The organism is Lysobacter sp. FW306-1B-D06B (genome assembly GCF_038446665.1).
Taxonomy (GTDB): Bacteria; Pseudomonadota; Gammaproteobacteria; order Xanthomonadales; family Xanthomonadaceae; genus Lysobacter_J.
In genome coordinates this window covers 2,019,987-2,038,014 of record NZ_CP151802.1, presented here as the reverse complement: position 1 = coordinate 2,038,014, position 18,028 = coordinate 2,019,987, and the positions used below count along the sequence as shown (strand labels likewise).

The window sequence follows — 18,028 nt, the reverse complement described above, 5'->3', positions numbered from 1 at the left end:
TAGTCGGCATTCCCGTCGCCGTGAAGAGAGCAATCGCCATGACCAGCCGTCGCGAGTTCATCTCCACCGCCACCCTCGCCGCCGCCGGCGTCGCCCTGGCGCCGCTGGCCGCGTGCAGCCAGGAGCGCGCACCGGCGAAAGCCGCCGCGACCGCCGCCGTGGCGCCACCCAAGCCCGGCACGCTCATCACCCGCACCATTCCCTCCAGCGGCGAAAAGATCCCGGTGATCGGCTTGGGCACGTCGGGCAGTTTCGAAGTCGGAAGCGACGCAGGCGAACGCGCACCGCTGCGCGAAGTGCTGGAGGCCTTCGTCGCCGGCGGCGGTACGCTCATCGACACCGCGCCCACCTACGGCACCGCCGAGGACGTGCTGGGCGACCTGATGGCGCAGACCGGCACGCGCGGCAAGCTGTTCATCGCCACCAAGCTCTCGGGCGTCACCGGCAAGGACGAAGGCATCAAGCAATTCAACGACACGCTGCGGCGCCTGCGCACCGACAAGGTCGAACTGCTCCAGGTGCACAACCTGCGCGACACGGCGACGCAGATCGCACTGGCGCGCGAGCTCAAGGCGCAGGGCAAGACGAAGTACACCGGCCTCACGCATTACCGCGAAGACGGCCAGGCGCAGCTTGCGGAGGAAATGCGCAAGCACAAGCCCGACTTCATCCAGATCAACTACTCGCCGGTATCGCGCGGCGCGGAGCAGACCGTCTTCCCGCTCGCGCAGGAACTGGGCTGTGCGGTGATGATCAACCGCGCGTTCGAGGACGGCCGGCTGATCTCGCAGGTGCGCGACAAACCGCTGCCGCCGTGGGCGAAGGACGTCGGCGCCGATTCGTGGGCGCAGCTGTTCCTGAAGTTCGTGCTGAGTCATCCGGCGGTGACGGTCGTCATTCCGGCCACGTCGAAGGTGCGCCACCAAGTGGACAACCTGCGTGCCGGCACCGGCTCGCTGCTGGATGCGAAGCAGCGCGACGCGCTGATCGCCGCACTGGCCTGAGCGTGTCCGTCCTGAGCCTGGAGCCTTGATGAACTGGCAATCGCGCATCGCCCGCCTCTTCGGTGTCGCCGAAGGCGAAGCCAAACCGGTCCTCACCGGCGCAACGCTCTTCTTCGTGATGTTCGCCGGCTACTTCATGCTGCGGCCGGTGCGCGAAACGATGGGCGTCGCCGGTGGCGTGGACAACCTGCAATGGCTGTTCACCGGCACCTTCCTGGCGACGCTGGCGGCGATGCCGCTGTTCGGCTGGATCGCATCGAAGGTGCCGCGCCGTCGCATCCTGCCGTGGACGTTCGCGTTCTTCGCGGTGAACCTGGCGTTGTTCGCGATCGGCTTCCAGAGCGATCCGGACAACCTGTGGATCGCGCGCACGTTCTACATCTGGATCTCGGTGTTCAACCTGATCGCGATCTCGGTGATCTGGAGCGTGTGCGTCGACCTGTTCCCCAACTCGCAGGCCAGGCGTCTGTTCGCGCTGATGGCCGCCGGTGCGAGCTTGGGCGGATTGGTCGGCCCTTTGCTCGGCATCGCGCTGGTGGGCCCGATCGGGCACGCCGGCCTGCTGTGGCTGGCGGCGGCGCTGCTGCTGGTCGGCATCGGCATCGCGCGCAACCTGCAACGCTGGCGCGACGCGCAGCCGGTGCGCGACGAACTCACCGCGCAGGCGCGTGCGCGCCCGCTTGGCGGGCATCCGTTCGCGGGCATCACGACAGTGCTGAAGTCGCCGTACCTGATGGGCATTTCGCTGTTCGTGCTGCTGCTGGCGAGCGTGAGCACGTTCCTGTATTTCGAACAGGCGCGACTGGTCGAACTGAACTTCCCCAACCGCGCCGACCAGACGCGCGTGTTCGGCACCATCGATGCGATCGTGCAGAGCCTGACGATCCTCTCGCAACTGTTCATCACCGGCCGTCTCGTGCAGCGCCTGGGCCTGGCCGCGTTGCTGGTCGCGGTGCCGGTGGTGACGATGCTGGGCTTCCTGTGGCTGGCGCTGGCGCCGACGTTCGCGGTGCTCGCGGTAGTGATGGTGGTGCGCCGGTTCGGCGAGTACGCGTTCGTGCGACCGGGCCGCGAGATGCTGTTCACCGTCGTGCCGACCGAGGCGAAGTACAAGGCGAAGAACTTCATCGACTCGGTGGTGTACCGCGGCGCCGATGCGGTGAGCGGCTGGGCGAAGGCGCTGGTCGACATGCTCGCCCAGCACCCGGCCCTGGCGGCGTTGATCGGCGCGGGCATCGCGCTGGTGTGGGCGTTGACGGGCGCGGGGCTGGCGCGTGCACAGAACAGGATCGTCGAGCAGGAAGCGATGGCGGAGGGGTTCGATGTTGCGGGTGAGGGGTTGCGGCGGTAGGGCGTGGGCCGATGCGCGCGTTGCAGCGCTCCTCCTTCCCCCTCTCAAACTCCGTCATCCCGGCGAAGGCCGGGATGACGACTTCGGCAGCGATGACAGCTTCGCCTAGACGCGGAACGTCAGCTTCGGGCTGACGAACCCGCCGTCAGCGCAATCGCGCCATCGCCCGCACCGGGAACGTCCCCGCCCCGCGCACCTTCGGCGGCATCGCGCTGAATTCGAAGCCCTCGTCCGGTAACGCGGCCAGGTTGCACAGGTGCTCGACGATGAGGATGTCCGCGCCCAGCAGCACCGAATGCACAGGACGCGCCTTGCCCTGCGTCGCGTCCTGCGAGGTGTCGTCGATGTTCATCGAATCGATGCCGACGAGCTTCACGCCGCAGTCGCGCAGGTACTCGGCCGCGTCCTGCGTCAGGAACGGATGCTCGACCGCGTACGCCTCCTCGCGCCAGAACGCATCCCAGCCCGTGTGCACCAGCACGGCGCGACCGCGCAGTTCCTTGTCGCGGAACCAGGACGCGTCGATGCCGCGCACATCCTGATACGGCGCGCGGATCACGATCGTGTCGAGATCGCAGAACGCCTCCGGCCCGATCTGCGACAGGTCGTCGCCGTGTTCGTACCGGTGCGACGGGCAATCCAGGTACGTGCCCGTGTTGGCGACGATCTCGATCTTCGCGATTTGGAACTCCGTGCCCGGCACGTAGATCTCGCGCGAGCGTTCTCGGCTGAGGTAGTCGCAGATGCGTGCGGCCGGCAAGCCGGGATACGTGACCATCCCGTCCTCGATGTCGTGGCTGAGTTCGACGTAGACGCGGCGACCGCCGTCCGCCTTCGCCTTGCGCTTGTGCGCTTCGGTGATGATCTTCTTGTTGAGGATGCGCGCGGGGCCGACCATCAGCAGGCGCAGGTCGCGGACGATGTAGTCGACGAGCGCGGCGTCGTCGATGTCGTCACCGTCGATGTCCAGGCGGAAATCCTGGCCCTGGATGCCACCGCCGTTGGTGAACTCGAAGTCGAAATCGAAGACGACGCGCTTGTCGGTCATGGGTTGGTCCTGATTCGGGGAGTACGTGTATCGCCACGGAGCAGCATTGGTGCGCGCAGGTTCCGGCGCAGTGCGTACTCGACACCGTTCGTCCTGAGCGTAGGCGCGCAGCGCCGGAGTCGAAGGATGATCGGAACGGCCGCGGATCCGCCCGCCCTTCGACTTCGCTTCGCTACGCTCAGGACGAACGGTGAAGGTACGACGCGTCCGGCAGCGAGCGACGGACGCGATGTCGCCTACTTCGCCATTCGCTGACTCAACGCCACGCTGCCCAGGATCATCGCACCGGCGATGCCCATCTTCACGGTCAGCGGTTCGTCCAGTAGCAGCCACGCCCATGCGACGCCGAACACCGGAATCAGGTACGTCACCGTGGACGCACGGCTCGCGCCGATGCGCGCGATCAGGCGGTAGTACATGACGAAGGCCAGGCCCGTGCAGACCACGCCGAGCATGGTCGCGGAGAACCACGACTTCATCGGGATCGCATGCGTGGGCCAGTTCGCGATCGCGAACGGCAGCGTCAGCAGCGCGGACGTGCCCAGCGTGGCCGAAGCCACTGCTGCAGGCGGCAGGCCGGTCAGGTGGCGACGCACCAGGTTGATGCCGATGCCGTACAGGAACGCCGCCGCAGCACCCGCGGCCACCGCCCAGCCGACCTGGTCGCCGCCGGCCGTCTTGTCGCTGGCCAGCACCACCACGCCGACGAAACCGGCGACCAGTGCGATCGCACGACGCGCACCGATCTTCTCGTGGAAGAACAAAAAGCCCACCAGCGCGGTGAACAGCACCGTCATCGCATTGGCGATCGCGCCGATGCCCGCCGGCGCACGCTGCGCGGCCCAGGCGAACAGCATGAAGGGCACCGCCGAGTTGATCGCGCCGATGATCGCCAGCTTCGGCCACAGCTTCGCGGGGAACTGCGCGCGCGCACGCCACAGGAACGGCAGCAGCACGAGCGAACCCAGCGCCAGGCGCACTTCCACCAGCGGCATCGCGCCGAAGTCCCGCGCGGCCACGCGCATGAAGAGGAACGAAGCGCCCCAGATCGCGCCGAGCAACGCCAGCTCCAGCGGCGTCAACCAGCCGCGTTCGCGCGCATCGGGCAATCCGGAAGTCGAAGCAACGGTGTTCATCGGGGACCTCGTGGGGGAGGAACGAAAGTGGCAGGACGATCCGGGTGGAAGCCCGCGATCAACCCTGCGTCGGGTGGTAACAGTGCGTGATCGATTCGGGACTGCCACCGGCGGCGAGGAATGCGGCGTCGCCCAGGTTCATGCCGATCAGGCGCACGCCGGTCTCGGTGTGCGGGCGGTGGCGGCTGTCGGGCGCGAAACAAACGTAGGTGCCGGCGCCGAATCGCGCTTCGCCTTCGATCACTTCGCCGCTGATGACGTAATACGACTCGCCCGTCTCATGGTGGTTGAGGACCGGCCACTGCGCGCCCGGCGCCATGTCGACCACCCACACACGCAGGCCGGGGCCGGCGGGCAGGTCCCGCCGCGTGCAACCTTCGCCGACCGGCTGTGCGGGCACGGAGTCGACGTCCAGCGCCTGCATCGCGGCGCGGCTGACGGTGTCGGGTTCGATGGTGAAAGGACGGCCCACTGCGCGGCTCCCACGGCCCCGGCCGGGGTCGGCGCGGTGGCGATCAAGAAATCTGGCTTTTGCCGGAACGGGTATTTTGATTCCGCCGCCGGGCCTTGCAAGCGCATACTTTCCGGGTCAGACACAAACGAAATTTGAGGCTTGCATGGCCCTGAGAGCGGACTGGCTGCCGGCCCTGACGGCCTTCGAATCGGCGGCGCGCCACCAGAACTTCGCCCACGCGGCCGAGGAGCTGCACCTCACCGCCAGCGCGGTCAGCCACCACGTGCGCAAGCTGGAATCGCGCCTGGGCGTGGTCCTGTTCCAGCGCCATGCGCGCGGGGTCTCGCTGACGGCCGAAGGTCGCCAGCTCGCCGACGCCGCCGGCACCGCGCTGGCCGACGTCGACGGCGTGCTGCGCAGCCTGCGTGGCGCACGCGAAGCGCACGACCGCGTGCGCATCACCACCCTGCACTCGCTGACCTACACCTGGCTGCTGCCGCGGCTGGCGGCGTTCACAAGCGCGAACCCGGGCATCCGCCTCAACGTGGACACCGAAATCGCGCTCACCCGCTTCGACGAGGGCGGCCCGGACCTGGGCATTCGCCACGGGCCGGGGCACTGGCCCGGGCTCACTTCGCATTTCCTCATGGACGAGGCGCTGTTCCCGGTGGTCTCGCCCGCCTATGCGCGCCAGGCCTGCATCGAGACGGCGGCCGACATCGCGCGCCATCCGCTGATCGCCGACCACGCGCGACAGGGCTGGCACGACTGGTTTCGGGGCGCGCACGTGCACGGGGCGAAGGTCGAGGAGCGCTACACCTTCAGCGACACCACCGACGCCATGAAGGCCGCCGCCGCGGGACTGGGCATCGCCCTGGCGCGCTCGCGCATCGCCGTGCCCTACCTGGAATCGGGCGAACTGGTGCGCCTGCCCGGCCCGGCCCTGCCCGCCCGCTGGGGCTACTACGTGGTCTATCCCGCGCACCGGCGCCTGCGGCCGGCCGCGCAGGGCTTCGTGGACTGGCTGCTGGAGAGCGTCCGCGCCTGAACCGACCGCCGGTCGGAATGTTTTTTCGCAGGCATGTCGATTCCGCCTCCGCTGCTTCGTCGTCCTCACAAGAGCGCGGGATTGCCCGCCGCCCGACCGGAGAGACGACGATGAAGTTCATGGTGATCGTGCGCGCCACGCCCGAAAGCGAATCCGGCGCGATGCCCAGCGAAGAAATGCTCACGCAGATGGGCCGCTACAACGAAGAGCTGGCCAAGGCCGGCGTGATGCTGGACGGCCAGGGCCTTTACGCCAGCGCGAAGGGCGCGCGCGTACGCTTCGACGGCGACCGCCGCAGCGTCGTCGACGGGCCGTTCGCCGAGACCAAGGAACTCATCGCCGGCTTCTGGATCTTCCAGACCGCCTCGCTGCAGGAGGCGATCGAATGGGTCAAGCGCTGCCCGAATCCGGACGGCGGCATGAGCGAGATCGAGATCCGCCAGGTCTACGAAGACGGCACCTGCGGCGGCGATCTCTCGCCGGAACTGAAGGCGCAACACGAGCGCATCCGCGCGCAACTGGAGGCACGTTCGCAATGACCGCCACCACAGGCCAGCCGCCCATGAAGATCAACGCCTACCTCAGCTTCGACGACCAGTGCGAAGCCGCCTTCCGCTTCTACCAGCAGGTGCTGGGCGGCACGCTGGAAACGCTGATGCGTTTCGGCGACACGCCCGCGTGCGACCACGTCCCCGAATCGCACCGCGATCGCATCATGCATGCGCGGCTGGTGGTGGGCGACCAGGCGATCATGGGCTCGGACTCCGTACCCGAGCACCCGTACGAAGGCATCAAGGGCGTGTCCATCGCACTCAACGTCGATTCCATCGGCGAGGCCGAACGCGTGTTCAACGCGCTGAGCGAAGGCGGCCAGGTGATCATGCCGCTCGACCAGACCTTCTGGGCCGCGCGCTTCGGCATGTTCGTCGACCGATTCGGCGTGTCGTGGATGGTGAATTGCGAAAAGGATCTGTAGCCCTTCCGCGCAGTTCCAGCGCCTTCGTTGGCGCTTACGAAGTCCCCATCGTTCCCGCGAAAGCCCCAGCTGTCATTCCCGCGCAGGCGGGAATCCAGCGCGCCGGCGTCACTGCGTCCTCCGGAGGGCGTGACGCCTCCACGGTTGGATTCCCGCAGCAGAGCAACCAAAGAAACCTTCACCCCAGGAACCCACCCATGCCCACCCAGATCTTCGTCAACCTCCCCTGCCACGACCTGCCGAAGTCGAAGGCCTTCTTCGAATCGCTCGGCTATTCCTTCAACCCGCAGTTCACCGACGACAAGGGCGCCTGCCTGGTCGTCAGCGACACGATCTACGTGATGCTGCTCACGCGCGAGTTCTTCGGCACGTTCACGAGCAAGCCCGTCGCCGATGCGCACAGCACGCTGGAGGCCATCACCTGCCTGTCGCTGGACAGCCGCGAAGCCGTCGACGACATCCATGCCAAGGCGCTGAAGGCCGGCGCGAAGAGCGCTGGCGATCCGCAGGACTACGGCTTCATGTACTCGCGCGCGTTCGAAGACCTGGACGGCCACCAGTGGGAATTCGTGCACATGAGCGGCACGCCGGACCAGGCGGGCTGATCGCATCCATTGCAGACGGAGACACGACCATGCGCTTCATGATGCTGATGATCCCCAAGGGCTACGAATCCGCCGAGCCCGGCACCCTGCCGCCCGCCGATCGCGTCGCGGTGATGATGAAATACAACGAATCGCTGCAGATAGCCGGCGTGCTGCTCGCACTCGACGGCCTGCATCCGCCGTCGATGGGCGCGCGCGTGAGCTTCGAAGGCGGCAGGCCGCACGTCACCGACGGCCCGTTCTCCGAAGCCAAGGAAGTGCTCGGCGGCTACTGGATGATCCAGGTGAAGTCGCGCGAGGAAGCCATCGCCTGGGCATCGCGCTGCCCGGGCGCGGAAAACGAAGTGATCGAGATACGCCAGGTCATGGAGTTCGACGACTTCCCCGCCGACGTGCAGGGCGCCGCCTGCGATTTCGAAAAGTTGCAGCAATCCACCCAAGCCAACCGGAACTGAGGACGTTACATGTTCAAGATCATCGGACTGATCGTGCTGGTGCTCATCGTCGCCGTGCTGCTGTTCGCGGCGACGCGGCCGGACACCTTCCGCATCGAACGCAGCATCGTGGTGAAAGCGCCGCCGCAGCGCATCCATGCGCAGATCGAGGATTTCCATCGGTGGCGCGCGTGGTCGCCGTTCGAGGCGATGGACCCGCAGATGAAGCGCGAGATCGCCGGCAGCCCGGCGGGCACCGGCGCGGTCTACACCTGGGATGGCAATTCCAAGGCCGGCGCGGGACGCATGGAGATCCTGGAATCCACGCCGACGTGCGTGCGCATCCAGCTCGATTTCACCCGGCCGATGACGGCGCACAACACGGCCGAATTCCTGCTCGCGCCAGAAGGCGACGGCACGCGCGTGACCTGGGCGATGCACGGCCCGCAGCCGTACATCGGCAAGGTGATGGGCCTGGTGTTCAACATGGACGCGATGATCGGCGGCGATTTCGAGCGCGGGCTGGCGAACCTGAAGCGGGTTTCGGAGCAGGGGTAAAGCCTTTTGCTTTCAGTACGTGTCGTTGATTCCTTCTCCCCTTGAGGGAGAAGGTGCCCGAAGGTCGGATGAGGGGTCGCGCGAAGCGCGCCTGCCGCGACCGGTTACCCCTCTCCCTGGCCGCCTGCGGCGGCCTGTCCCTCTCCCGCAAGGGGAGAGGATGGACCGCACTTGCACCTGACCTCCCACGATGGTTCCATCGTCCGCCTATGACGGCGACCGACCTCCATCGCACCATCGATGCCGTCTGGCGCATCGAATCCGCCCGACTCATCGCCTCGCTCGCGCGCATGGTGCGCGACGTGGGGCTGGCCGAGGAACTCGCGCAGGACGCGCTCGTCGCCGCGCTGGAGAAATGGCCCGACAGCGGCGTGCCCGACCAGCCCGGCGCATGGCTGATGGCCACCGCCAAGCACCGCGCCATCGACCGCCTGCGCCGCAGCAAGCTTCAGCAGCGCAAGCACGAGGAGATCGCACGCGAACTGGAAGACGAACAGGCGCACGCCGACGACGCGCACATCGACGCGCTCGACAACCCGTTCAACGACGACCTGCTGCGCCTGGTCTTCACAGCCTGCCATCCCGTGCTGCCCACGCATGCGCAGGTGGCCTTGACGCTGCGCCTGCTCGGCGGCTTGACCACGGACGAGATCGCGCGCGCGTTCCTGGTGCCCGAAGCCACCATCGCCCAGCGCATCGTCCGCGCCAAGCGCACGCTGGCCGAGAAGCAGGTGCCCTACGAAGTGCCGCGCGGCGACGAACTGAACGAGCGCCTGTCGTCGGTGCTGGCAGTGATCTACCTGATCTTCAACGAAGGCTATGCGGCCACCGCCGGCGACGACTGGATGCGCCCCGGCCTGTGCGAGGACGCGCAGCGCCTGGGCCGCATGCTCGCCGAGCTGATGCCCGACGAAGCGGAAGTGCACGGGCTTATTGCGCTGATGGAAATCCAGGCCTCGCGCGCGGCCGCACGCATCGGTCCCGATGGCGAACCGGTGCTGCTGCTCGAACAGAACCGCGCGCGTTGGGACCAGCTGCTGATCCACCGCGGATTGAGCGCACTGGAGCGCGCGCAGAAGCTCGGCTCCGCGCGCCATCCGGCGGGCAGCCCGTACACGCTGCAAGCCGCCATCGCGGCCTGCCATGCCCGCGCGAGGACCGCGGAGGAAACCGACTGGGCCGCGATCGTCGGCCTGTACGGCGCATTGGCGCGCATCACGCCCTCGCCGGTGATCGAACTCAACCGCGCGGTGGCGCTGTCGATGTTGTTCGGCCCGGCATCGGGATTGGCGGTCGTGGACGCGCTGAAGGACGAGCCGGCGCTGAAGGACTACCACCTGCTCCCCGCGGTGCGCGGCGACCTGCTCAAGAAGCTCGAGCGCTGGGACGAGGCACGCATCGAATTCGAACGCGCTGCGGACATGACCCGCAACGCGCGCGAACAGGCGCTGCTGCACCGGCGCGCCGCCGAATGCGCGGCGGCGTCCGGCGACGCGGGCGCGCTTATGCCGTCATCGAAACGATCGGCTTGAACCCGCCCCAGAACATGCGCTTGCCGTCGAACGGCATGCTCTTGGGGTCCAGCCCGGCGATGCGCGGATCCTTCATCACCTTGGCGTTGATCCGGTCGCGCGCGGCGCGCGACTTGTAGGTGATCCACGAGAACACCACGACCTCGTTCGGCTTGAGTTTCACCGACTGCGGGAAGGACGTGGTCTTGCCCGGCTGGACGTCGTCGGCGACGCACTCGTGGTATTCCAGCGCACCGTACTCGAGCCAGACCTTGCCGGCCGTGCGCGCCAGCTTGCGGTAGGCGTCCACGCTGTCCTTGGGAACCGGGACGACGAAACCATCGACATAGAAAGCCATCGTTTTCACTCCTGGGATACGCGGCGGGAAGCCGCAGGATGCGGGATGCGGTGTTAGCGCGAGGTCTGCTTCACGGCTTGCGCGTGGCTTCGACCTGGATGCGCAGCGCCACGTTCATGTCGAAGCCGTAGTCCTTGCCGGCGTCGATGCCGAACGCGTCTCGGCGGAATTCGCCACGCGCGTCGGCGCCGCAGAGCTCGCGCTTGTTGAGCGGATGCGGGATGCACTTGAAGCGCTCGATCGTCAGGTCCACGGGGCGCGTGACGCCGTGCAGCGTCAACTCGCCCTTCACGCGCGTGGGCGCGCCGTCGCGGAAGTCCGCCAGCGTTCCGGTGTAGGTGGCCTGCGGGAACTTCGCCGTGTCCAGCAGCGTGTCGTTGCGCGCGTGCTCGTTCATCGCGTCCAGGCCGTAGTCGATGCTGTCGGTGTCGATGACCACCTTGACGCTGCCCGTGCCCGCGGCGCGGTCCAGCAGGATCTCGCCGCTGCTGCGGTTGAACTTGCCGCGCCACACCGAGATGCCCATGTGGTCGGCTTCGAAACTGGGGAAGGTGTGGGCGGGGTCGATCTCGTAGGTGGCGGGCGCGGCCGTGGCCGTGGCGGCGGCAGACAACAGCGCGACGGCGACAAGCGTCGCGAACGGCGAAATGCGGCGTGCGGACATTGGGATTCCTCGTTGTGTACGGCCAGCGCTATTGCGGCCTTCTCTGGAACGACGAATGGAAAGGCCCGGAATCGACATGGGGCCCCGGCCTTTTCTCATGGACGAAGCGTGCAGCGGTTCCGGAAGGTACGCCGCAGGCCTACAAGGAGCCAGCCATGCCGCAGCAGTCGGATGTACGTTTCCTCTTCCGCATCACGGATCGTATTCGCCGATCCAGCGGCGCTGGAGCAGTTCAACCTGCGCCTTCAGGCGTTCGCCAGGAACGCGCTGGAGGAGCAAAGGCTGCAGAAGCTCATGTCCAGGTACCGCTCAGCGCAGGCGCAGACGGCGCGGTGATGACACGCCGAGCGTGACCGCCTGGGTCCCGGCCTTCGCCGGGATGACGGTGCCACTGCGACGCGTACCCGCTACCGATCGCGTTTGGGCTTCCGCGACGCCCGCGACGCCGCAGCGCGCGCCAGTTCCGCCCACGGGCGCATCGCTTCGGCCGAATCCATCGCCGCGTCGGGCAGCGACCAGTAACTCATCGTGATCGGCTCGGCCTGTCCCAGGTACACATAGGGTTCGCACCCGGCGGCTTCGAAGAGCAGTCGCGTCTCGTCGTCGACTTTCAGGTACAGCGCCTCGCCCATCACCACGCCGATCAGCGCGCCGTCGAGATAGACACCGTGGCCGCCGAACATCGCGCGCGTAGTGACGGCACCGAGCGGATCGAGCAGGTCGTGCAGGTGGGCGAGGTAGGCGTCGCTCATGGGGAGACACCGCGCAATGCAGGGAAACGCGTTGGAAGGTGACGGCGGCCCTGCCCTCACCCCACCCCTCTCCCGCACGCGGGAGAGGGGCTTTCAGATCGTCGTGCTCAGAACTTGTGCCACAGCCTCACGTACCACGCCGCACCGTTGAGGCCGAACTGCACGCTCTCGTAGATGTGGCCGTTGTCAGTTTCGTCGGGGTTCTGCTTCGTCGGGAACTTGTCGAACACGTTCGCCCCGCCCACCGTGAACTTGGTGTTGTCGCTGAAGGCGTAGGTGAGGCTGACGTCGGCCGAGGCCTTGCTTGCGTAGTGCTGGTTCGGCACGCCCGCTTCGGTGCCGGAGAACGTGCCCAATTCCTGCTCGCCGAAGTAGATGCCCTTCACCGTGGCCTGCCACGCGCCGCGCTCGTAATCCACGCCAAGCACCGCCTTGCTGCGCGGCGCGCCGTTCTCGATGAACAGACGGTCGCGCTCTGGCAGCAGCACGTCTTCGCGGCCGGCCAGTGCCGGCGGCGTGTTCACCTGGGTCACGTCGGTCTTGGTGTAGTTGGCGCCCAGGTAGGTGTTCCAGTGCGCATTGGCCCAGTCGAAGTCGTAGGTGACGGTGAGGTCGGCGCCTTCGGTGCGCGTGTCCACGGCGTTGAAGAAGAAGCGCGCCAGGCCCACGTCCATCGCTTCCAGGATCGGCCCGATCGACGGATCGCTGGTGTCGAAGTCGCCGCTGAGCACGACGCGGTCGTCGATGTCGATGCGGTACAGGTCCAGCGTCAGCGACACGTCGCTGCGCGGCGACCACGTCAGGCCCAGCGTCGCGCTCTGCGAGGTTTCTTCCTTGAGGTTGGGCACGCCGGCCAGGCGCGCCAGTTCGCTGTCGTTGGAGGCGATGACCACGTCCACCGGCTCGCCGCTGATGAAGTCGGTGATGGTGGAGGAGAAGTACTTCTGCTGCAGCGACGGCGCGCGGAAGCCGGTGCTCACCGAGCCGCGCAGCAGCACCGTGTCGCTGGCGTGGAAGCCGGCGGCGATCTTGCCGTCCAGCGTGGTGCCGAAGTCGCTGTAGTCCTCGTAACGCACCGCGTAATCCATCATGAAGCGGTCGGTGAAGTTCACCTCCAGGTCGGCGTAGCCGGCCCAGCTCTCGCGCTCCTTGTCGGTGACGTCGCCCGGCTGGAAGCCCGGGAAACCCTGGCTGCCCGGATTGCCGCCCTCGCCCGCGCCGTCGTAGTCCAGGTACGAACCTTCCTCGCCCTGGCGGATGCGGTAGCGCTCCTCGCGCCGCTCGACGCCGAAGGCGACGTTGACGCCGCTCAACACGCCGTCGAAGTAGCGCGAAACATCGAAGTTGCTGGTCTTCTGCTCGAACGAGAAACCGCCCGCGTCGAAGCTCGCCGGGCTGATGCCGCGCCCGCCGTTGAGCAGGTCCAGGTTCGCCAGCGAGGCGTTGAGCGTGCGGTTGATCGTGTAACGCAGCTCGTTGTAGCCGTAGGTCTGCGACAGGTCCCAATGCCATTGCGCGACGTCGCCGCGCAGGCCGAGGATGCCGAAGCGGTCTTCCAGCTCGCCGTCGATGAAGGGCACGAAGCCGTCGGGGTACATCGCCGCGGAGTTGCGCGAAGGGATGTCTTCCGAGCCGATGCCTTCGCGCGCGAACGCCGCAGACGATGCGTCACGCGACTGCATGCCGGCGGTGAAATAGACCTCGGCCGCCTCGCCCAGCGGCGAGTCGCCATTGAGGAAGACGGTGCGGTTGGTGATCTTGGAATCGCCGATGATGCGCGGGCCGTCGCGCGGCACGGAGCGGTCGGAGCGGTCGCGGTCCTGCCATTCGCCGGTGACGGTGAACATGCCGCCGGTGGCCAGTTGCGCGCCGCAGTACGCGGTGGCGAGCCAGTTCTCGCCGTCGCCGCGCGTGTATTCGCCGTAGCCGGCCACGGCCTCGCAGCCCTTGTCGCGCTTGAGCGAGATGTTCATGACGCCGGCGATGGCGTCGGAGCCGTACTGCGCCGCGGCGCCGTCACGCAGCACTTCGACGGCGTCGATCGACATCAGCGGAATCGAGTTGAGGTCGGTGCCCGTGTTGCCGCGATTGCGCGCGCCGTAGATGTTCACCAGCGCGACGGTGTGGTGGCGCTTGCCGTTCACCAGCACCAGCGTCTGGTCCGAACCCAGGCCGCGCAGCGCGGCGCCGTCGATGAGGTCGGCGCCGTCCGCGCCGGTCTGGCGGGTCGAGGTGAACGAGGGCGAGGCGTATTGCAGCGTCTGCGCGAGGTCGAACTGCGCGCCTTCCTCGACGGCCTGGTCCATCGGCAGCACGTCCACGGGCGACATCGAGGCCGTGTCGGAGGAACGCTGGATGCGGCGCGAGCCGAGCACCGAGACCGTGTCCAGGGTCTTGGCCTTGCCTGTTTCTTCTGCTCGCGCCTCGGCCGGGGTTTCCGGTTCGCCGGTCACCGGCGGCGTCTGCTGTTGGGCGAAGGCGACCGAACTGGCGAGCAGGCCACCCGACAGCCACAACGCGGCGTGGACGGCATGGAACAGACGGCTGCGGTGCTGACTCATGGGCACTCCCTGGCGTTGGCGGTCCCCCAGCCTAAATCGAATTGTTAAGAATTTGCCAATTTTTGCGCCCGAGTCGGCAAATGTGACGGGGTTTGCGGAACGCTCCTGCGGGCGCCGGTGATAGGGCGAAAGCCCCTCTCCCACCGGGAGAGGGGTTGGGGTGAGGGTCGGCGAAGGCCGGGCGGTGAAGACTCGCCACAGCCGCTTTGCATGGCGGCTTCGAGAAGGCGTGACGGCCTGGATCCCGGCCTTCGCCGGGATGACGGTGTCTTGGGGATGACGGTTTTTTTTGGAGACGACGGTGTCTTGGAACGACGGTGTTCCTATAGCCCCTCTCCCGCTTGCAGGTCGCCGGGACGACGGTGAGCCGATGGGTGACCCAACGCATCCCCGCGCGACCGCACGTTCCGGCGACAATGACTCCCCTTTCCCGCCCCGCTTCCATCGCATGACCCCGTCCAGCAAAGCGCAACTGCAAATCCATTTCTGCGTGCTGCTGTGGGGCTTCACCGCGATCCTGGGCAAGCTCATCACCCTGCCCGCGCTGCCGCTGGTGTGGTGGCGCATGCTGCTGGTGGTAGCGGCGCTGGCGCTGGTGCCGCGCGTGTGGCGCGGACTGCGCGCGATGTCGGCGCGGACGATGCTCGCCTACGCCGGCATCGGCGCACTCGTGGCGCTGCACTGGCTCACCTTCTACGGCGCGATCAAGCTCTCCAACGCTTCGGTGGGCGCCACCTGCATGGCGCTGGGCACGGTGTTCGTGGCGATGATCGAGCCGTGGCTGACGCGCACGCGCTTCTCCAAGCGCGAGCTCGCGCTGGGCCTGATGGTCCTGCCCGGCGTGGTGCTGGTGGTCGGCGGCGTGCCGGCCGGCATGCGCGTGGGCATCGCGGTGGGCGCGCTGTCGGCTTTCCTCGTGGCGATCTTCGGTTCGCTCAACAAGCGCATGGTCGAGCACGGCGATCCGCTCACCGTCACCGCGCTGGAGCTGGGCGCGGGCGTGCTCGTGCTGACGCTGCTGGCCCCGCTGATGCCGGTGATCTTCCCCGCCTTCGCGGGCCCGCTGCTGGTGGCGCCGAGTGCACACGACGGCGCGCTGCTGGTCGCGCTCGCGCTGGCCTGCACGCTGCTCCCGTTCAGTCTGTCGCTGGTGGCGCTGCGCCACATGAGCGCGTTCGCGCAGCAGCTGGCGGTGAACCTGGAGCCGGTCTACGCCATCGTCCTGGCCGTGCTGTTGCTGGGCGAGCAGCGCGAGCTGACGACGCTGTTCTACGTCGGCGTGGCCATCATCCTCGCCGCCGTGTTCATCCATCCGCTGCTGGGCCGGCCGCGCCCGCTGCAGCAGGAAGTGCTGGGCACGGCGGAAGCAAAAGGCGCAGCGGAGTGATCCGCCGCGCCTGTCCGGCCGATTTCGTGGCAGGCTAGACGCCTCACCCCGACTTGGCAGCGCATGTATCTCGAGCACTACGGCCTGAGCGAGCCGCCGTTCTCGATCACGCCGGATCCGCGTTTCGTGTTCCTCAGCGAGCGCCACCGCGATGCGCTCGCGCACCTGTTGTTCGGCATCACCCAGGGCGGTGGCGGCGGTTTCGTGCAGCTCACCGGCGAGGTCGGCACGGGCAAGACGACGCTGTGCCGCCTGCTGCTGGAACAGGTCCCGGAGAACACACGCGTCGCGCTGGTGCTCAACCCGCGCCAGACGCCGGTGGAACTGCTGGAGACGATCTGCGAGGAATTGCACATCGACCTCGACGGCCGTCACGGCAGCGCCAAGGCGCTCATCGACGCGCTCAACGCCTACCTGCTCGATGCCTACGCGCAAGGCCTGCGCGTGGTGCTGGTGATCGACGAGGCGCAGAACCTGTCGGTCGATGCACTGGAGCAGGTGCGTCTGCTCACCAATCTGGAGACGCCGACGCAGAAGCTGCTGCAGATCGTGCTGCTGGCGCAGCCGGAACTGCGCCGCATGCTCGCGCGCGAGGACCTGCGCCAGCTCGCACAGCGCATCACCGCGCGCTTCCATCTCACGCCATTGGACGCCGCCGAGACCGGCGAATACCTGCGTCATCGCTACCGCATCGCCGGTGGCACGCGCTTCCCGTTCGACGCTTCGGCGGTGAAGCGCATCCACCTGCATGCCGGCGGCGTGCCGCGCCTGGTCAATGTGATCGCCGAACGCAGCCTGCTTGCCGGCTACGCACACGACGTGGCGATGCTGGATGCGCGCTGGGTCGATCGCGCGGCCGCGGAGGTGTTGCCGGCGAAGGCATCCGATGCGCACCGTCGTCGCTGGTTCATCGCCGTGCCGGTGGCCGCGCTGGCGGTGGCGACGATCGGGTTCGCCACGTGGTGGTGGATGCGCGCTCCGGCGCGCGCCGAAGCGCCCATTCCGGCGCCTGCACGCCCCGTGGCCACCGCACCGGCGCCCGTCGTGCATGCGCCGGGCCTGGACGCGGAAGCGTTCGCCGCCGCGCTGCGCGAGGCGCCGTTGCGCCCAGGCGCGACCGGCGCCGTCGTCGAATGGATCGCGCGTCGCCTGCAGCCCGGTTACCTGCCCGCATCGAACGCCCCGGCGGTCTTCGATGCGGCGATGCAGGATGCGGTGCGCCGCTTCCAGCTCGACCACGGCCTGACCGCCGACGGTGTCGTCGGCCCGGCCACCTTGATGGCGCTGGCCTCGCGCGGCGGGACACCGCAACTGCTCGGCTCGCTGGCCGCGCCTTCCGACGGAGCGAAATGAGGCGATGTCGCTGATCCTCGACGCCCTGCGCAAGTCCGAAGCCGAGCGCCGCCGCGGCCAGATGCCGGACCTGCATGCCGAATTGCCGCCGCTCGTCCATGCCACCGCACCGCGCCGACGCGCATGGCCGTGGTGGTTCGCAGGCCTGGCCGTGCTGATGGCGGCGACCGCGCTGGCGTGGAGCCAGTGGGCAAGCCGTGCGGCATCCGTGTCCGCTGTGCAGACGTCAGATCGACACGATCCGCGGACGGCGATGAGCAAGCCGCCCGCACCGATGGCGAGGTCTGCACCTGCGCCGTCCTTCGCACTGCGCCCCGTCGCGCAGCCGACACCGGCGCCACACGACGTGCGCCCGGCCGCCCCGATGGCATCGGTGGAAACGACGCCCCGGACGCAGGCGCCCGCCGCCATCGCGCCCGCTGCGCGTGAGCTTCCGGCCGCCCCATCGGCCGCACCGCTACCTGCTGCGCCCGTCGCCCTTGCAGCGACGACGCCGGCACCCGAGGCGCTCCCTGCCCCGACCCTGCCTTCCTTGCCGGATGCCGGCGGCACGGTCCGCCTCGCCGATCTCTCGCCCGGCGAACGCGAGCAGCTCCCGGCGCTGAAGATCAGCATGCACATGTGGGGCGCCACCCCGGCGCAGCGCTTCGCGATCATCGACGGCACGCGCGTGGCCCAGGGCGACCGGGTGGGCGAAGCGGTGGTGGAAGAGATCGCCGCCGACGGCGTGGTCCTCAACTGGCACGGCCGCCGCCTGTCCCTGCCCCTGCGCTGACGGTTGCGCCGGAGGCGGCGGCGCGTGACCATCCGCTGGTCCGACCAAACGGG

20 protein-coding genes are annotated in these 18,028 nt (G+C 68.0%); 13 read left to right on the top strand and 7 right to left on the bottom strand.

Annotation, left to right across the window (positions count from 1 at the left end; translation table 11 throughout):
* The first annotated feature begins 38 nt into the window (after positions 1–38).
* Positions 39–1,004 carry an aldo/keto reductase gene (locus tag AAFF32_RS09490; RefSeq protein ID WP_342317141.1) on the top strand — a complete coding sequence of 322 codons (966 nt, stop codon included), beginning with the start codon at positions 39–41 and terminating at the stop codon, positions 1,002–1,004.
* A gap of 28 nt (positions 1,005–1,032) precedes the next feature.
* Positions 1,033–2,355: an MFS transporter gene (locus tag AAFF32_RS09485; RefSeq protein ID WP_342317140.1), complete on the top strand. Its 1,323-nt coding sequence runs from the start codon at positions 1,033–1,035 to the stop codon at positions 2,353–2,355.
* Positions 2,356–2,500: 145 nt separating this feature from the next.
* Here AAFF32_RS09485 and AAFF32_RS09480 read toward each other — a convergent pair whose 3' ends face one another.
* The 3 genes from AAFF32_RS09480 to AAFF32_RS09470 all read right to left on the bottom strand — a co-directional run bounded on the left by AAFF32_RS09480 (position 2,501) and on the right by AAFF32_RS09470 (position 5,011).
* Complete coding sequence (locus AAFF32_RS09480; protein WP_216959294.1) at positions 2,501–3,403, bottom strand: cyclase family protein; 903 nt, start codon at positions 3,401–3,403, stop codon at positions 2,501–2,503.
* A 236-nt stretch (positions 3,404–3,639) separates the two neighbouring features.
* A complete protein-coding gene (locus tag AAFF32_RS09475) occupies positions 3,640–4,539 on the bottom strand; it encodes a DMT family transporter (protein ID WP_342317138.1) in 900 nt (299 codons plus the stop codon).
* A 58-nt stretch (positions 4,540–4,597) separates the two neighbouring features.
* Positions 4,598–5,011: a cupin domain-containing protein gene (locus tag AAFF32_RS09470; RefSeq protein WP_216959300.1), complete on the bottom strand. Its 414-nt coding sequence runs from the start codon at positions 5,009–5,011 to the stop codon at positions 4,598–4,600.
* Between the two features lie 145 nt (positions 5,012–5,156).
* Between AAFF32_RS09470 and AAFF32_RS09465 the strand changes: the two genes are divergently transcribed.
* From AAFF32_RS09465 to AAFF32_RS09435, 7 genes are all read left to right on the top strand, one after another.
* A complete protein-coding gene (locus AAFF32_RS09465) occupies positions 5,157–6,041 on the top strand; it encodes a LysR substrate-binding domain-containing protein (RefSeq protein ID WP_342317137.1) in 885 nt (294 codons plus the stop codon).
* A gap of 110 nt (positions 6,042–6,151) precedes the next feature.
* On the top strand, positions 6,152–6,580 hold the full coding sequence (locus AAFF32_RS09460) for a YciI family protein (RefSeq protein WP_216959305.1): 429 nt from the start codon (positions 6,152–6,154) through the stop codon (positions 6,578–6,580).
* A complete protein-coding gene (locus AAFF32_RS09455) occupies positions 6,577–7,017 on the top strand; it encodes a VOC family protein (protein WP_342317136.1) in 441 nt (146 codons plus the stop codon). Before AAFF32_RS09460 ends, AAFF32_RS09455 begins: the two co-directional genes overlap by 4 nt.
* A gap of 197 nt (positions 7,018–7,214) precedes the next feature.
* Positions 7,215–7,622 (top strand): VOC family protein, encoded by a 408-nt coding sequence (locus AAFF32_RS09450; RefSeq protein ID WP_216959309.1) that lies wholly within the window; start codon positions 7,215–7,217, stop codon positions 7,620–7,622.
* A 29-nt stretch (positions 7,623–7,651) separates the two neighbouring features.
* Positions 7,652–8,077: a YciI family protein gene (locus AAFF32_RS09445; RefSeq protein WP_342317135.1), complete on the top strand. Its 426-nt coding sequence runs from the start codon at positions 7,652–7,654 to the stop codon at positions 8,075–8,077.
* 9 nt (positions 8,078–8,086) lie between these two features.
* Positions 8,087–8,614: an SRPBCC family protein gene (locus AAFF32_RS09440; RefSeq protein ID WP_216959315.1), complete on the top strand. Its 528-nt coding sequence runs from the start codon at positions 8,087–8,089 to the stop codon at positions 8,612–8,614.
* 209 nt (positions 8,615–8,823) lie between these two features.
* Positions 8,824–10,146 (top strand): RNA polymerase sigma factor, encoded by a 1,323-nt coding sequence (locus tag AAFF32_RS09435; RefSeq protein ID WP_342317134.1) that lies wholly within the window; start codon positions 8,824–8,826, stop codon positions 10,144–10,146.
* Here AAFF32_RS09435 and AAFF32_RS09430 read toward each other — a convergent pair.
* Positions 10,118–10,483 carry a DUF1428 domain-containing protein gene (locus AAFF32_RS09430; RefSeq protein WP_342317133.1) on the bottom strand — a complete coding sequence of 122 codons (366 nt, stop codon included), beginning with the start codon at positions 10,481–10,483 and terminating at the stop codon, positions 10,118–10,120. The two genes, AAFF32_RS09435 and AAFF32_RS09430, sit on opposite strands and share 29 nt — an antisense overlap.
* A 70-nt stretch (positions 10,484–10,553) precedes the next feature.
* A complete protein-coding gene (locus AAFF32_RS09425; RefSeq protein ID WP_216959323.1) occupies positions 10,554–11,147 on the bottom strand; it encodes a YceI family protein in 594 nt (197 codons plus the stop codon).
* A 171-nt stretch (positions 11,148–11,318) separates the two neighbouring features.
* On the opposite strand from AAFF32_RS09425, the gene AAFF32_RS09420 reads away from it, so the two are divergent.
* Positions 11,319–11,483, top strand: coding sequence for a hypothetical protein (locus AAFF32_RS09420; protein WP_342317132.1), 165 nt, complete (start codon positions 11,319–11,321; stop codon positions 11,481–11,483).
* Positions 11,484–11,554: 71 nt separating this feature from the next.
* Here the strand turns inward: AAFF32_RS09420 and AAFF32_RS09415 are convergent, their stop codons facing one another.
* Both AAFF32_RS09415 and AAFF32_RS09410 read right to left on the bottom strand, forming a co-directional pair.
* Positions 11,555–11,899, bottom strand: a complete 345-nt coding sequence (locus AAFF32_RS09415; protein ID WP_216959328.1) for a TfoX/Sxy family protein — start codon at positions 11,897–11,899, stop codon at positions 11,555–11,557.
* Positions 11,900–12,006: 107 nt separating this feature from the next.
* Complete coding sequence (locus AAFF32_RS09410) at positions 12,007–14,460, bottom strand: TonB-dependent receptor (RefSeq protein ID WP_216959330.1); 2,454 nt, start codon at positions 14,458–14,460, stop codon at positions 12,007–12,009.
* A gap of 448 nt (positions 14,461–14,908) precedes the next feature.
* Between AAFF32_RS09410 and AAFF32_RS09405 the strand changes: the two genes are divergently transcribed.
* From AAFF32_RS09405 to AAFF32_RS09395, 3 genes are all read left to right on the top strand, one after another.
* On the top strand, positions 14,909–15,847 hold the full coding sequence (locus tag AAFF32_RS09405) for a DMT family transporter (RefSeq protein ID WP_216959332.1): 939 nt from the start codon (positions 14,909–14,911) through the stop codon (positions 15,845–15,847).
* A 63-nt stretch (positions 15,848–15,910) separates the two neighbouring features.
* Positions 15,911–17,200, top strand: coding sequence for an ExeA family protein (locus AAFF32_RS09400; RefSeq protein WP_216959335.1), 1,290 nt, complete (start codon positions 15,911–15,913; stop codon positions 17,198–17,200).
* A gap of 4 nt (positions 17,201–17,204) precedes the next feature.
* On the top strand, positions 17,205–17,975 hold the full coding sequence (locus AAFF32_RS09395) for a general secretion pathway protein GspB (protein ID WP_342317131.1): 771 nt from the start codon (positions 17,205–17,207) through the stop codon (positions 17,973–17,975).
* Positions 17,976–18,028: the final 53 nt, after the last annotated feature.